Origin of the sequence: Pseudomonas sp. R3.Fl (assembly GCF_023516765.1) — a bacterium.
Classification (GTDB): Bacteria; Pseudomonadota; Gammaproteobacteria; order Pseudomonadales; family Pseudomonadaceae; genus Pseudomonas; species Pseudomonas citronellolis.
In genome coordinates, this window is sequence record NZ_JAMGSO010000001.1 from 4,452,684 (window position 1) to 4,467,544 (window position 14,861).

13 protein-coding genes are annotated in these 14,861 nt (G+C 68.5%); 5 read left to right on the plus strand and 8 right to left on the minus strand.

All coding sequences use genetic code 11. The features are described from left to right. Window positions 1-35: 35 nt before the first annotated feature. The 7 genes from M8R19_RS19510 to M8R19_RS19540 form a co-directional block, all read right to left on the minus strand. Window positions 36-1,559, minus strand: coding sequence for a DUF3426 domain-containing protein (locus M8R19_RS19510; protein ID WP_249918653.1), 1,524 nt, complete (start codon window positions 1,557-1,559; stop codon window positions 36-38). Window positions 1,560-1,634: 75 nt separating this feature from the next. After that, window positions 1,635-2,513: a 50S ribosomal protein L11 methyltransferase gene (gene prmA / locus M8R19_RS19515; protein ID WP_249918654.1), complete on the minus strand. Its 879-nt coding sequence runs from the start codon at window positions 2,511-2,513 to the stop codon at window positions 1,635-1,637. Between the two features lie 108 nt (window positions 2,514-2,621). Beyond that, the gene (gene accC, locus M8R19_RS19520) at window positions 2,622-3,968 is read right to left on the minus strand and encodes an acetyl-CoA carboxylase biotin carboxylase subunit (protein ID WP_116424289.1); all 1,347 of its coding nucleotides are present in this window, start codon (window positions 3,966-3,968) and stop codon (window positions 2,622-2,624) included. A 17-nt stretch (window positions 3,969-3,985) separates the two neighbouring features. Then, a complete protein-coding gene (gene accB / locus M8R19_RS19525) occupies window positions 3,986-4,453 on the minus strand; it encodes an acetyl-CoA carboxylase biotin carboxyl carrier protein (RefSeq protein ID WP_043268722.1) in 468 nt (155 codons plus the stop codon). Between the two features lie 25 nt (window positions 4,454-4,478). After that, a complete protein-coding gene (gene aroQ, locus M8R19_RS19530; protein ID WP_009613296.1) occupies window positions 4,479-4,922 on the minus strand; it encodes a type II 3-dehydroquinate dehydratase in 444 nt (147 codons plus the stop codon). 141 nt (window positions 4,923-5,063) lie between these two features. After that, on the minus strand, window positions 5,064-6,920 hold the full coding sequence (gene dsbD / locus M8R19_RS19535; RefSeq protein WP_249918655.1) for a protein-disulfide reductase DsbD: 1,857 nt from the start codon (window positions 6,918-6,920) through the stop codon (window positions 5,064-5,066). Window positions 6,921-7,053: 133 nt separating this feature from the next. Beyond that, the gene (locus tag M8R19_RS19540) at window positions 7,054-7,962 is read right to left on the minus strand and encodes a LysR family transcriptional regulator (protein ID WP_249918656.1); all 909 of its coding nucleotides are present in this window, start codon (window positions 7,960-7,962) and stop codon (window positions 7,054-7,056) included. A gap of 109 nt (window positions 7,963-8,071) precedes the next feature. Here M8R19_RS19540 and M8R19_RS19545 point away from each other — a divergent pair, with 109 nt between their 5' ends. Together M8R19_RS19545 and speB are read left to right on the plus strand one after the other, a co-directional pair. Continuing rightward, complete coding sequence (locus M8R19_RS19545; protein ID WP_116424291.1) at window positions 8,072-9,169, plus strand: polyamine ABC transporter substrate-binding protein; 1,098 nt, start codon at window positions 8,072-8,074, stop codon at window positions 9,167-9,169. 67 nt (window positions 9,170-9,236) lie between these two features. Beyond that, window positions 9,237-10,199, plus strand: coding sequence for an agmatinase (gene speB / locus M8R19_RS19550; protein WP_061562890.1), 963 nt, complete (start codon window positions 9,237-9,239; stop codon window positions 10,197-10,199). A gap of 349 nt (window positions 10,200-10,548) precedes the next feature. On the opposite strand, the gene M8R19_RS19555 is transcribed toward speB, so the two are convergent. Continuing rightward, window positions 10,549-12,162, minus strand: coding sequence for a GGDEF domain-containing response regulator (locus M8R19_RS19555; protein WP_249918657.1), 1,614 nt, complete (start codon window positions 12,160-12,162; stop codon window positions 10,549-10,551). Between the two features lie 249 nt (window positions 12,163-12,411). On the opposite strand from M8R19_RS19555, the gene M8R19_RS19560 reads away from it, so the two are divergent. The 3 genes from M8R19_RS19560 (at window position 12,412) to M8R19_RS19570 (ending at window position 14,780) form a co-directional block, all read left to right on the plus strand. Beyond that, window positions 12,412-13,479, plus strand: coding sequence for a DUF2333 family protein (locus M8R19_RS19560; protein ID WP_074982793.1), 1,068 nt, complete (start codon window positions 12,412-12,414; stop codon window positions 13,477-13,479). Beyond that, window positions 13,479-14,018, plus strand: coding sequence for an NUDIX hydrolase (locus tag M8R19_RS19565; RefSeq protein ID WP_488453148.1), 540 nt, complete (start codon window positions 13,479-13,481; stop codon window positions 14,016-14,018). The genes M8R19_RS19560 and M8R19_RS19565 overlap by 1 nt, the downstream gene beginning before the upstream one ends. A gap of 390 nt (window positions 14,019-14,408) precedes the next feature. Further along, window positions 14,409-14,780, plus strand: a complete 372-nt coding sequence (locus M8R19_RS19570) for a translation initiation factor Sui1 (RefSeq protein WP_116424293.1) — start codon at window positions 14,409-14,411, stop codon at window positions 14,778-14,780. The last annotated feature ends 81 nt before the right edge of the window (window positions 14,781-14,861 follow it).

Genomic DNA, 14,861 nt, shown 5'->3' on the forward strand with positions numbered 1-14,861 from the left:
ACTGGCGCTGCGCGGGGTTCTGCGCTACGCGCCGGTCACTCCGGCGAATGGAAGCTGAGGCTGTAATTGACCGCCTTGGGGCCCGGGTCGAGGATGTCCAGCGACACGTGGATCGGCGTCTGCGGCGGCATCTCGCTGCGCCCGGCCAGTTCGCCGCCCAGGTATTCGCTGGGCTTGAAGCTGCGGCTGGCGATCAGCTGGCCGTTGAGGTCGGCGAAGCGCAGCTCCAGCAGCGGGAAGGGCTGGGAGAAGCTGGCGCGGTTGTAGATGATCGCGTCCACCACCAGGGCGCCGCTGAAGTCCGGGTGGCTGCGCACCACCAGGTTGCTGCTGCGGATCTGCTCGACGTCGACCTTGGACGGCAGGCTGCAGCCCAGTTGCGGGCAGAGTTCGGCGAACCAGGGGCGGTAGGCGTCCTCGCGGGCCAGCTCGTCGAAGTGGTAGGCCACGTACTGGCCGCCCAGGCCGGCCAGGGCCAGGAGGATCAGCAGCAGCCAGAGCAGGCGGCGGCCCCAGCGGCTCTTGGGCTTCTGCCAGTCCAGCTGCAGGGGTTCGTCGCTGAGGTCGTGCAGGGCGGTTTCGCCCAGGCCCGGGTCGGCGCGGCGCGGGGCCTTGTCGTCTACTTCTTCGTCCTTGTCGTCCAGCGGCGTGCCCAGGCGGGGCGTTTCGCGCGGCATCAGCGGGGGCTCGACGTCGGGTTCCGCGTCCTGCTCGGCGGCTTCCGCCGCCTCCAGTGCTTCCAGCGGCTCGTCGTCGCGGCGGGCGCTGAAGCTCGGCAGGTCGTCGTCTTCTTCTTCGGCCGCGGCGGCCACGGCCGGTTCTTCGGCCGGTGCCGGCACCGGTGCCGGCTGCGGCGGCGCGACGGGCGGTTGCTCGGGTTCTTCGTCTATCCGGCCCAGGCTCGGTTCCTGGCGGCCGCCTTCGCTCGCCTGGCGTTCCTCGTCGCGCAGCAGGGCCTCGGCCCAGCGCTCGTCATGCGGGTCGCGCACCACCGGGCGGTTACCCAGCAGGGCTTCGGCCGGCTTGGGCGCGGACTGCAGTTCGCGGAATTCCTGGGACAGCTCGAATTCGTCGAGCTTGGCCAGCTCTTCGTCGAGGTTGAGGCTGTCCAGGTCCAGATCGTCGTGGATCCACAGGGTATCGTCGGCGGGCTTGGCCGCGGCGGGGGCTTCTTCCGCCGGTGGGGGCGCTGCCAGGGCGGGCGCCGGTGCCGGAATGGGGGCCGGCGCGGGCGTGATGGCCGGGGCTACCGTGCTGTCGGCGGACGGCCGCGCGCTGTGCGGCGCCAGCGGCCAGCCGAGGGTGGCGACGCCGGGCGCCGGGACGGTGCGCGGGGGCTCGCTCGGCGCGGCGGGCGCTGCGGGTTTCGGGGCCGCTGCCGGCGGCTGGATGGGCTCGCCGCCGGAGCGAGCGGTGCCGCCCAGCATATGTTGCGGGGCGTTGAATACCTTGAGGCAGGCGCCGCAGCGCACAGCGCCATTGGCCGCACCCAGCTGCGCCTGGTTGACGCGGAAACTGGTGAGGCAATGCGGGCACTGTGTGATGAAACTGGCGCTCATGCGGCGGTCCGGCGATAAACGGTCGCTTAGTCTAACTCAAGCCTCGGCGTGCGGGCAGTTGGCCGCCACCAGGGTTCAGCGGCGGCGGCCGCTGATGCGTACCCAGCCTTCGCGCTCGGCGGTCGGCTCCAGCTCGAAGGCGTCGGCGTAGGCGGCGCGCACTTCCTCGGCCTGCTCGGCGAGGATGCCCGACAGGGCCAGGCGGCCGCCGGGCTTGACCAGGGAAGTCAGCTGGCCTGCCAGTGAGACCAGGGGACCGGCGAGAATGTTCGCCACCACCACGTCGGCCTGCCCGGCGGGCAGATCGGCGGGCAGGTAGACCGGGAACAGCGCCGGGTCGATGCCGTTGCGCGTGGCGTTGTCGCGCGAGGCCTCCAGGGCCTGCGGGTCGATGTCGGTGCCCAGCGCCCGCTTCGCGCCCAGCAGCAGCGCGGCGATGGCGAGGATGCCGGAGCCACAGCCGAAGTCCAGCACGGTGTCGCCGGCCAGTTCCTGGCCATCGAGCCATTCCAGGCACAGCGCGGTGGTCGGGTGGGTACCGGTGCCGAAGGCCAGGCCCGGGTCGAGCAGCAGGTTCACCGCCTCCGGCTCCGGCGCCTCGTGCCAGCTGGGGACGATCCACAGGCGGCGGCCGAAGCGCATCGGCTTGAAGTTGTCCATCCAGCTGCGTTCCCAGTCCTGGTCCTCGACCACTTCGACCTGGTGCTGGGGCAGTTCGCCGCCGGTCAGCAGCTGCAGGTGCGCCAGCAGCGCGGCTTCGTCGGTGCCGTCCTCGAACAGGGCCAGCAGGTGGGTGTGGGTCCACAGCGGGGTGGTGCCCAGGTCCGGCTCGAAGATCGGCTGGTCCTCGGCATCCATGAAGGTCACCGAGACGGCGCCGACTTCCAGCAGGGCGTCTTCGTAGGTGGGCGCCTGTTCCGGGCTGATGGCGAGGCGGACTTGAACCCAGGGCATAAAAAACCTCGTGAGAAAACGGCTGAAGGCTGGAAGGCCGGACGAAGGGCGGGATTATCCGCTTTTTCGTCCAGCCTTCCAGCCTCCAGCGCTTTTATCGGCTTGAGGTCAGTGACCCATGCCGAGTTTCTTTTCCAGATAATGGATATTCACACCGCCCTTGCAGAATTCCTTGTCGCGGACCAGGTCCTTGTGCAGGTCGATGTTGGTCTTGATGCCGTCGACGATCAGCTCGTCCAGGGCATTGCGCATGCGCGCCAGGGCCTCGTCTCGGTCCTTGCCGTAGGTGATCAGCTTGCCGACCAGCGAATCGTAGTTCGGCGGTACGGTGTAGCCGCTGTACAGGTGCGAGTCGACGCGCACGCCGTTGCCGCCGGGGGCGTGGAAGTGCTTCACCTTGCCCGGGCTGGGCATGAAGGTGCGCGGGTCCTCGGCGTTGATCCGGCATTCCAGGGCATGGCCGCGGATCACCACGTCTTCCTGGCGGACCGACAGCTTCTGGCCGGAGGCGATGCGCAGCATCTCCTTGACGATGTCGATGCCGGTGACCATCTCCGACACCGGATGCTCCACCTGCACGCGGGTGTTCATCTCGATGAAGTAGAAGCGGCCGTTCTCGTAGAGGAACTCGAAGGTGCCGGCGCCGCGGTAGCCGATCTCGACGCAGGCGCGAACGCAGCGTTCGAGGACTTCCGCGCGGGCCTTCTCGTCGATGCCCGGCGCAGGGGCTTCTTCCAGCACCTTCTGGTGGCGGCGCTGCAGCGAGCAGTCGCGGTCGCCCAGGTGGATGGCGTTGCCCTGGCCGTCGGAGAGCACCTGGACTTCCACGTGGCGCGGGTTGGTCAGGAACTTCTCCAGGTAGACCATGGAGTTGCCGAAGGCGGCGCCGGCCTCGGTGCGGGTCAGCTTGGCCGACTTGATCAGGTCTTCCTCGCTGTGCACCACGCGCATGCCGCGGCCACCGCCGCCGCCGGCGGCCTTGATGATCACCGGGTAGCCCACTTCGCGGGCGATGGCCAGGGCGGTTTCCTCGTCTTCCGGCAGCGGGCCGTCGGAGCCCGGTACGGTGGGCACGCCGGCTTTCTTCATGGCGTCCTTGGCCGAGACCTTGTCGCCCATCAGGCGGATCACGTCGGCGCTCGGGCCGATGAAGGTGAAGCCGGAGCGCTCCACCTGCTCGGCGAAGTCGGCGTTCTCGGCGAGGAAGCCGTAGCCCGGGTGGATGCCGTTGGCGCCGGTGACTTCGGCGGCGGCGATGATCGCCGGGATGTGCAGGTAGGACTGGCCGGCCGGGGCCGGGCCGATGCACACGGCCTCGTCGGCCAGCGACAGGTGCATCAGCTCGCGGTCGGCGGTGGAGTGCACCGCGACCGTCTTGATGCCCAGCTCCTTGCAGGCGCGCAGGATGCGCAGGGCGATCTCGCCGCGGTTGGCGATCAGTACTTTATCCAACATCGCAGGTTCCCCGCGGCTTAGACGATGGTGAACAGCGGCTGGTCGTACTCGACCGGCTGGCCGCTTTCGACCAGGACCTGCTCGATGACGCCGCTGGTTTCAGCCTCGATGTGGTTCATCATCTTCATGGCTTCGACGATGCACAGGATGTCGCCTTTCTTCACGCTCTGGCCGACTTCGACGAAGGGCGCGGCGGTCGGCGACGGCGAGCGGTAGAAGGTACCGACCATCGGCGAGCGGACCACGTTGCCGTTGAGCTTGGCGGCAGCCGGCGCAGCTTCTGCGGCCGGTGCGGCGGCAGCGGCCGGGGCCGGCGCGGCAGCGGGGGCGGGCGCGTAGGCCGGGGCGGCAGCGTAGATCGGCTGGGCGGCGGTCTTGCTGTGGCGGCTGATGCGTACCGATTCTTCGCCTTCGCGGATTTCCAGCTCGTCGATGCCGGATTCTTCGAGCAGTTCGATCAGTTTCTTGACTTTACGGATGTCCATTGGCGTTCGCACTCCCAGGTGATGGTCACGGGCGTTCAAGTTGTTCGAGGGCGGACTCCAGGGCCAGGCGGTAGCCTGTGGCGCCCAGGCCGCAGATCACCCCTACCGCCACGTCGGAGAAGTAGGAGTGATGCCGGAAAGGTTCACGTTTGTGCACGTTGGACAGGTGCACTTCGATGAATGGGATGCTCACCGCGAGCAACGCGTCACGTAGCGCGACACTCGTATGCGTGAAAGCCGCCGGATTGATGAGGATGAAGTCCACGCCTTCGCCGCGCGCGGCGTGGATGCGCTCGATCAGTTCGTACTCGGCGTTGCTCTGCAGGTACATCAGGTGATGGCCGGCCTCGCGGGCGCGGCGCTCCAGGTCCTGGTTGATCTGCTCGAGGGTGACCGAGCCGTAGACGCCGGGTTCGCGGGTGCCGAGCAGGTTCAGGTTGGGCCCGTGCAGGACCAGTAGGGTGGCCATCGGCTTGTTGTTCTCTCGTCGCGCGGATTGGAAATTGGCCGGGACTATGCCGGAAACCGGTCGTGACTGTCCAGTCATGCCGGTTTTGCGGTAGATGTCGGCATGTTGCCTGATGATTGCTGCAGAAATATGAGGCGCGCTCTAGCGCGCGCCTGCCTGTTGCAGATGCGCGGCCAGGGTGGCCGCATTGGTCTCGCCGACGATGCGCAGGTCGCTGTGTTCCTGGCCGCTGGCGGCGAACAGCAGCAGCGCCGGCGGGCCGAAGAGGTTGTAGCGGTCGAGCAGGGCGCGCTGCTCGGCGGTGCTGTCGGTCATGTCGAAGCGCAGCAACTGGTAGCCGGCCAGTTGCGCTTGCACTGCCGCGTCCGGCAGCACCTGGCGTTCGATGATCTTGCAGCTGATGCACCAGTCGGCGTACCAGTCCAGCAACACCGGCCGGCCGGCGGCGCTGGCCTGGGCCAGGGCGGCGTCGAGCTGCGCCGGGGTGGTCAGGTTCTGCCACTGGCCGGGCGTCGAGCTGGGCGGGCCGGCATGGCTGGAGGGCTCGGAGCGGCCCAGCGGGTGCAGCGGGTCGGACTCGCCGCGCAGGGCGCCGGCCCAGGCCGCCAGGGCGTAGACCAGGAACATCAGGCCGAGCAACTGGGCGCCGCGTTGCAGCGGCGTCTTGTTCACCAGTTCCAGGGTGCCCAGGGCGATGGCCACGCCGCCGGCCAGGGCGCCCCACAGGGCCAGGCTCACCGGGCCGGAGAGCACCCGCTCCAGCAGCCAGATGGCCACCGCCAGCAGCAGCACGCCGAAGAAGTTGCGCACGCCGGTCATCCAGGCCCCGGATTTCGGCAGCACGGCGCCGCCGCCGGCGCCGAAGATCACCAGCGGGGTGCCCATGCCCAGGCCCAGGGCGAACAGCAACAGGCCGCCGCCGAGGGCGTCGCCGGTGCTGCCGATGTACAGCAGCAGGCCGGCCAGGGGCGCCGAGACGCAGGGCGAGACCAGCAGGCTGGAAAGCACGCCCAGGGTGGCCGCGCCGGCGATGGAGCCGCCGCGGGTGTCGGCTGCCATGCGGTCCAGGCGCTCGCGCAAAAAGCCCGGCAGGCGCAGCTCGAAGATGCCGAACATGGCGATGGCGAAGGCCACGAAGAAGGCCGCGAAGGGCACCAGCACCCAGGGCGACTGCAGCATCGCCTGCAGGTTGAGCTTGGCGCCGAACAGGCCCATGAGCGCGCCGAGCACGGCGTAGCACACCGCCATCGGCAGCACGTAGGCCAGCGACAGGGTGAAACCGCGCATGCCGCCCGGGCGCCCGCGCAGCACCACGCCGGAGAGGATCGGCAGCATCGGCAGCACGCAGGGGGTGAAGGTCAGCGTCAGGCCGGCGAGGAAGGCGATCAGCAGGCCGCGGTCGAGCTTCTTGATCTTGCCGCTGCCTTCGCCCTTGAGCAGCGCCAGCAGGTCGTCGACCACCGCCGGCTCGCCGGAGGCCACGGCCGCCTTGCCGGCGGCGGCGGGCTTGGCGCCGAGGCTGGCGACGCCCGCGGCGGAAACCTGCACCTGGACGGTTTCCGGGGCGTAGCACAGGCCCTTGTCGGCGCAGCCCTGGTAGGTGACGGTGAGGCGGTAGGGCAGCTTCTGCGGGTTGTTCAGCGGCACCTTGACGTCGGTGATGGCGTAGTAGACCTGGGAGTCGCCGAAGTAGTCGTCGTGGTGCGCCTTGCCCGGCGGCAGCTGCACGTCGCCGAGGCTGACCTCGGCCGGCTCGACCTGGAACTTCATGCGGTGCCGGTAGAGGTAGTAGCCCTCGGCGTTGACGAAGCGCAGCAGCACCTGCTGGCTGTCGCTGTCCTCGACGCTCAGGCGGAAGGCCTCGGCCACCGGGAGGAACTTGCCGTCGGCCGGCGCCGCGGTACTGAAACCGGGGGCGGCGGGGGCCGGCTTGTCGAACAGGCCGGCCGTGGCGGGCAGGGCGACCAGGAACAGGAGCAGGGTCAGCAGACGGCGCATGGAACTCTCGCGGACTTTCTGGGTGGCGGCATGATAGCGGAAAGCTTCCGATGCGGCCCGAGGAGCTGTCACAAGAAGTGATCGAGGCTGTGGGACTGCGCCTGCGAGTCCTGGTTCCCGCGTCGCTGCCGCGTCAATCGGCCGCGCGCTGGCCGAACGCCCCCAGCAGGTCGCTGACGAAGGCCTGTTCGGCGTCGCCGGGGTGGCGGCCACGGTGGCGGGTCAGGCTGAAGGCCACCTCGAAGCCCAGTTCACCCGGCAGCAGCTCGCGCAACTGGCCGCGCTCGATCCAGGGTTGCGCGACATGCCGGGGCAGGTAGCCGATGTGCGCGCCGGAGAGGATGAACGCCAGGCTGCCGTCCACCTGTTCGCAGCGCGCACTGCTGCGGCTGGTCTGCAGCGGTTCGTCGGCGGCGATGAAGCGGTAGGGATGCAGCACCTGATCGGCGTCGGCCAGGGAGTCGCGGGTCGGCTTGCTGTGCTCGAAGGCCGGGTGGCCCGCGCCGCAATACAGGCCCTGGGATTCGATGAACAGGGGGTGATGCTCCAGCGCCGCTTGGGTGCCGGCGAAGTAGCCGACCGCCAGGTGCAGCCGGTCCTGCAATAACAGGCGCTCCAGTTCGGCGGGGGTGGCGGTGAGCAGCTCCAGGCTGACCGCCTCGTTGCGCTGGCGGAAGCGGCGGATCGCCTCGGACAGTCGCGCGACGACGCTTTCTTCGAGACTTTCCGAAAGGCCGATGCGCACCTCGCCCAGCAGCTTGTCGGCCACGCCGCGCGCCTCGTCGCGGAAGCCCTCGATGGCGACGAACAGCCGCCGCGTCGATTGCAGCAGGTGCTCGCCCTTGGGCGTCAGGCGGAAGCCGCCCTTGCCGCGCTCGCACAGGCGGTAGCCCAGGCGCGTTTCCAGCTTGGCCATCTGGATGCTGATGCTCGGCTGGCTCAGGCCCAACTCGCCCTGCGCCGCGCTGAAGCCGCCGCACTCCACCACGGTGACGAACAGGCGCAGCAACTGCAGGTCGAGGTCGCGCAACTGGCTGAGCATGGCTGTCTCCAAACATTGCTCTGGTGGAATGCCAAAGTAATTAACTTTGTATTTTTACAAAGTAAAGCCCGCCCCATGCTCGCCCCATAACCACAACGACCCCGAGGCGATGATCATGCGTATGTTTCCCTGGGCTTCCCTTGCGGCCCTGCTCGCGGCCCTGGCCATGCCCCTGCAGGCGCAGGAGCGGGTGCTCAACCTGTACAACTGGGCGGATTACATCGGCGCCGAAGCCTTGCAGCGCTTCCAGCAGGAAACCGGCATCCGCGTCAAATACGACACCTTCGACAGCGCCGAGGTGCTCGACAGCAAGCTGATGACCGGCCGCAGCGGCTATGACGTGGTCTTCCCCGCCAGCAGCGGGCTGGCCCGCGCCATCCAGGCCAAGGCCGTGCAGCCGGTGGACGATGCGCAGCTGAAGAACTTCGCCAACCTCGACCCGGAACTGCTGGCCAAGCTGGCCGCCATCGATCCGGGCAACCGCTACGGCGTGCCCTACACCTGGGGCACCGTGGGCCTGGCGATCAACAGGGACGAAGTGCTCAAGCGCATCCCCGACGCGCCGCTGGACAGCCTCGACTTGCTGTTCAAGCCCGAATACGCCAGCCGCCTGGCCGACTGCGGCATCTCGCTGATCGACTCGCCCCAGGAAGTGATCAGCGTGGCGCTCAACTACCTGGGCAAGTCGCCCTACAGCACCGACGCGGCCGACCTGGCCCAGGTCCGCCAGTTGTTCGAGAAGCTGCAGCCCAACGTGCGCTACATCGCCAGCGGCAAGCACATCAACGACCTGGCCAACGGCACGCTGTGCCTCGCGCTGACCTACACCGGCGACGCGCTGATGGGCGCCGCGCAGGCCAGGCAGGCGAACAAGCCATTCGAGGTGATCTACCGGATTCCCAGGGAAGGCACGCTGATCTGGTTCGACACCATGGCCATCCCGGTGGACGCGCCGCACCCGCAGGAAGCGCGCGCCTTCATCGACTTCATGCTGCGCCCGGACGCCATCGCCGAGCTGACCAACACCCTGTACTTCGCCAACGCCAACCGCAAGGCCACGCCGCTGCTCAATGCCGATGTGGCCGGCGACCCGGACATCTACCCGGCGCCGGCCATGCGCCAGAAGCTGTTCGGCGAGCAGTTGCTGACCTTGAAGCAGCAGCGCGAGCGGACGCGGCTGTGGTCGGCGTTCCGCACCCGCTCCTGAGCGAGGGTGGAGCCGCAGGCACCGAGCTATCAGGACACACCCAAAAAACACCGATGATGAGGACTCCATGGATCAAGCCCACGACAACGACCAGGCCATCACCCGCGACAGCCTGTATGGCACCGCCGCCGAATCCACCTACGCCGGCATCACCAGCTTCATGCGCCGCCGCTACAGCCGCGACCTGCGCGGCGTCGACCTGGTGGTGAGCGGCGTGCCCTTCGACACCGCCACCACCAACCGCCCCGGCAGCCGCTTCGGGCCGCGGGCGATCCGCGCCGCCTCGGTGCAGATGGCCTGGGCCCGGCACTTCCCCTGGGAGTTCGACCCCTTCGACCACCTGGCGGTGATCGACTACGGCGACTGTTCCTTCGACCACGGCGTGCCGCAGGAAACCCCGGCAGCCATCGAAGCCCACGCCGCGCGCATCCTCGATGCCGGCTGCGCGCTGCTGACCCTGGGCGGCGACCACTTCATCAGCTACCCGCTGCTCAAGGCCCATGCGAAGCAGCACGGCCCGCTGTCGCTGATCCACTTCGACGCCCACAGCGACACCTGGCCGGACGAGGACTGCCAGCGCATCGACCACGGCACCATGTTCTACCATGCCGCCCGCGAGGGGCTGGTGGACCCGGCGCGCTCGGTGCAGGTCGGCCTGCGCACTACCAACGACGATGTGATGGGCTTCCAGGTGCTGGACGCCCGCGAAGTGCACCGCCACTCGCCGCAGGCCATCGCCGAACGCATCCGCGCGCGGGTGGGGGACAACCCGGTGTACCTGACCTTCGATATCGACTGCCTCGACCCGGCCTTCGCGCCGGGCACCGGCACGCCGGTCTGCGGCGGGCTCAGTTCGCACCAGGCGCTGGAAATCCTCCGCGCGCTGCGTGGCATCAACCTGGTGGGCATGGACGTGGTGGAAGTCGCGCCGCCCTACGACAGCGCCGAGATCACCGCCCTGGCCGGCGCGACCCTGGCGATGGAGATGGTTTGCCTGTACGCGGCGCGGCACAAGCTGGGCGAGCGTTGATGGGATGACCCTGTGGGCGCGGGAAACCCATCCTATGGGGCTTCATGGTCGAACCTGGCGCGCGAATGACTTGCCGGCTGCGCCGAAAGGCTCTTCGTAGGAGCGAGCTTGCTCGCGAACAAACGCGGTGCAATGCGGTTCGCGAGCAAGCTCGCTCCTACGAAAAGCCGTTGTCTATTGGGTTATTCCCCTTCGGGCCAGCGCAAGCGCTGTTCGCGATGGAGCCGCGTCCCGCGTTCGCGGGAATGACGCCGGAAAATACGACTCTCACCCCGTCATTCCCGCGAACGCGGGAACCCAGATACGTAGGGCGGATAACGCCTACGGCGTTATCCGCCGATCCGCGGGATCAGGCGAACACCTCGACCCGATTGCGCCCGCCGTGCTTGGCGCGGTATAGCGCTTCGTCGGCGCGGCGGGCCAGGACGGTGGCGTCTTCGTCCGCGCCCAGCTGGGCGATGCCGCAGCTGAAGGTGCAGGCCAGGTCGGCGGGCTTGGCCGGGTAACGGATTTCGGCGAAGCGCTGGCGGATTTCCTCCAGCACCTTGTGCGCCGCCGCGCTGTCGGTGTCCGGCAGCACCACGGCGAATTCCTCGCCGCCGTAGCGGCCGATGTGGTCGGTCTTGCGCAGGCGCTGCTTGAGGAACAGCGCCAGGCTCTTGATCACCCGGTCGCCCATGGGATGGCCGTAGCTGTCGTTGACCTTCTTGAAGTGGTCGATGTCGAGCATGGCGAAGGCCAGCGGCTGGCCTTCGCGGCGCGCGCGGTAGCTGGCGTCTTCCAGTAGCTGTAGGGTGTGGGTGTGGTTGTACAGCCCGGTGAGGCTGTCGCGCACCATGCGCGCCTTGAGGCTGCGCGCCCGCGCCGCGCGGTTGCGCACCGTGGCGATCAGGTGGCGCGGCTTGATCGGCTTGGTGAGGAAGTCGTCGCCGCCCTCGCTCATGGCGTCGAGCTGCTTGTCCAGATCGTCCTCGGCCGACAGGTAGATGATCGGCACGCTGACGTGGCGCTCGTGCTGGCGGATCACCTTGGCCAATTCGGTGCCCAGGCATTCGGGCATGTACATGTCGAGGATGATCAGGTCGGGCTGGAACTCGGCCAGCTCGGCCATCACCGACAGCGGCGCGGTGAGCGCGCGGGTGACGATGCCGGCGCCGTTGAGGACCATCTCGGTGTGCGCCGCCTGGGCCCGCGAGTCGTCGACGATGAGCACGCGGAAGGGGTCGTAGTGGGCGACGCGGGTGAGCATCTCGATCTTTTCCAGCACCCCGGAGGCGTCCAGGGTGCCGCTGAAGAACTCCTGGCCGCCGGCGCGGGCCGCGGCCAGGCGGGTGGGGGTGTCGGTGTCCTCGTGGCTGAAGAACAGCACCGGCAGCTTGTGCGCCAGGCCCGCCTGCACTTCCTCGGCCAGGGCCAGGCCGAGGCCCGCGCCGGCGAAGTCGACGTCCATCAGCAGCGCCGCCGGGTGGCGTTCGGCCATGGCCGCGCGGAAGGCCGCGGCGTGCTCGCACAGTTGCGCGTGGACGCCGAAGAATTCCAGCTGCTGGGCCAGCCGCTCGGCGCGCTCGGCGTCCTGCAGGGCCAGGTAGACCGGCTTGCGCAGCGGCGGCAGCTGGGTGTGTTCGAGCTGGTCGCCATGGCGCAGGCCGGTGCGCGACAGGCGCAGCATCAATTGGGCGAACTCGTTGATCAGCTCGCTGGACAGGCGCCCGCGGTTGCCCGTCACGGCGTCCAGCCCAGCGCCAATGGCGGCGGCCAACTGGGCGTGCTCGGCCTGTTCGAAGCGTTCGGCGTAGCGCTGCAGGCGCAGGACGGCCTCGCGCAGGTCGGCCATGCCGCTGGCGGTCCATTCCGAGCGGCTGAGCTGCTGCCAGATCTCCAGCACGTGCCGGGCCTGGTGGATCACCCGCTGGGCAAAATGGTGTTTCAAGCGATCGCGGGTGGGATCGTCGTGCTCGGTCATGGCGCACTTCTTGTGAGGGCTGACGCGGTGGCGGGGTCGCCAGAGCGGTGATGGCATCATGCTACCATTTGCCGCTGGCAATTCCAGTGATGTCGGTCAAGGATCGCCAGGCGTGCCATGCAGAGGGTAGGCTGCCCTTCGGGCGCCGACTGCGGCATGCTAGTGCGCCTGGATCGCGGCATCGCCCGGCACCTGTGGCGGGGCCTGCGGTCCAACCTTTTTCCGTTAGGTCGAACCAAGGACTTTGCCATGTGGAACTGGAAGAATCGCGGCGGCTCGGTGCGCGAGCGCGTCGACGACAGGGTTGACGATGTGCGCGCCTACTTCGGCGGGCCCTGGCTGGTGCGCGTGGTCGGTGGCCTGCTGGGCGCCTACCTGGTGATCGCCGCCCTGGTCGGCTGGTACTGGAGCCGCGAGCCGGACCTGTTCCCCGTGCAGCAGCATGCGCAGCAGGCCGCCGAGCGCGCCGGGCGGCAGATGGTGGTGGGCTACACCACCGTGGAAACCCTCAAGGAAGTGGTCGGCACCCTGCTGAACAAGCCGGGCGGCTACCTGTCCAACGACATCTTCCCGCCGGGCCTGTGGCTGGACAACATGCCCAGCTGGGAATACGGCGTGCTGGTGCAGACCCGCGACCTGTCCCGCGCGCTGCGCAAGGACTTCGCCCGTTCGCAGTCGCAGTCCACCGAGGACGCCGACCTGGCCCGCGCCGAGCCGCGCTTCAACTTCGACAACAAGAGCTGGGCGCTGCCGTCTTCCGAGTCGGAGTACGCCGAGGGCATCAAGTCCCTGGACCGCTACCTGGCGCGGCTTTCCGCCGAGCAGCCCAGCGCGCAGTTCTATGCCCGCGCCGACAGCCTGAACAACTGGCTGGGCGACGTTTCCACCCGCCTGGGCTCGATGTCCCAGCGCCTGTCCGCCAGTGTCGGGCGGGTCAAGCTGAACACCAACATCAAGACCGCCTCGGCGCTGGCGCCGGGGCAGGCGCCGCAGGTCGACGAAGAGCTGCAGGAAACCCCCTGGCTGCAGATCGACAACGTGTTCTACGAGGCCCGCGGCCAGGCCTGGGCGCTGTCGCACATCCTGCGCGCCATCGAGGTCGACTTCGCCGACGTGCTGGCGAAGAAGAACGCCACCGTCAGCGTGCGGCAGATCATCCGTGAGCTGGAAGCCACCCAGGAGCCGCTGTGGAGCCCGATGGTGCTCAACGGCAGCGGCTTCGGCGTGCTGGCCAACCATTCGCTGGTGATGGCCAACTACATTTCCCGGGCCAACGCCGCGATCATCGATCTGCGGCAACTGCTGGCGCAGGGCTGATGGACCTCGTCAGCGCCGCCGAGGCCGCCCACCGGCTGGCCTCGGACCGGGAACTGATCGCCTGGGTCGATGAGCGTGACCAGTTGCTGGGCGAGCTGCCGCGCGCCCAGCTGCGTGAGCGCGGGCTGATCGGCCGCGGCACCTTCATCCTGCTGTTCAACGGCGCCGGGCAGCTCTGCGTGCACCGCCGCAGCCTGAGCAAGGCGGTGTACCCGGGCTACTGGGACGCCGCCGCCGGTGGGATGGTGCAGGCCAGCGAGAGCTATGCGCTGTCGGCCGGCCGGGAGTTGGAAGAAGAGCTGGGCGTGGCCGGCGTGGAATTGCGCGAGCACGGCACCTTCTTTTTCGACGAGCCGGGTAATCGGCTGTGGTGTGCGGTGTTTTCCGCGACCTGGGATGGGCCGCTGAGGCTGCAGCCGGAGGAGGTGCTGGAGGCGCGGTTCGTCGAGCCGGTGGTGGCGTTGGAGGAGGCTACCTCTGGGGCTTTGTACTGTCCGGATTCGTTGCAGGCTTTGCGGTTGTTCCTGGGGCAGCTTTAAAAGAGCAAGAGCCCCTCTCCCTAACCCTCTCCCGCAAGCGGGAGAGGGGACTGTCCTCAGTGGGCGCGTTGTTTGTGCCTATTGCATGCCACTGCCCATGCATCCACTCCGTAATAGCAGCAGTGCTCGGTGCTCCCGGCGCGGACTCCCTCTCCCGCTTGCGGGAGAGGGCCGGGGTGAGGGTGCTCTACCGGCATGTCGCCAATCCGCCGATCAATGACGCATTTCCACCCTTAGCATTTGCCTCCAATGCTGGTAAATTGCGCGACCTTTCCGCTCGGGTCCTCCGGCGGGAATGCGCAGCCCCTGCCTGAGTGGGGCGTCGCGGTCGGCGCCAGCCGATCATTCGTTGACCTGGCCCCTAGAGGCCAATCCTGGGGAAAACGCCCGGTGGTCAAGAAAGCATCCTCCCTGTCCGCCCTTGGCGGGCTCGTCTACTCCACCGATGCGGGCCGGCATTGCCCGGACTGCAACCAGCCCGTTGGCGCCTGCATCTGCAAGCAGTCCGTGATCCCGGCCGGCGACGGCATCGCCCGTGTGCGCCGCGAGACCAAGGGCCGCGGCGGCAAGACCGTGACCACGGTCAGCGGCGTGCCCCTGGCCGAAGACGCCCTCAAGGAGCTGGCCACGGCGTTGAAGAAGCGCTGCGGGACCGGCGGCGCGTTGAAGGACGGCGTCATCGAGATCCAGGGCGACCACGTCGAGCTGCTCCTCGAAGAATTGGTCAAGCGCGGCTTCAAGGCTAAGAAATCCGGCGGCTGATTCGTCTCTCCCCTGCAGGGAACGGGTTAGGCAGCGGCGCACGGCGCCGGCATGCCGGCCAGCCCGTTCCCTAGATGGGAG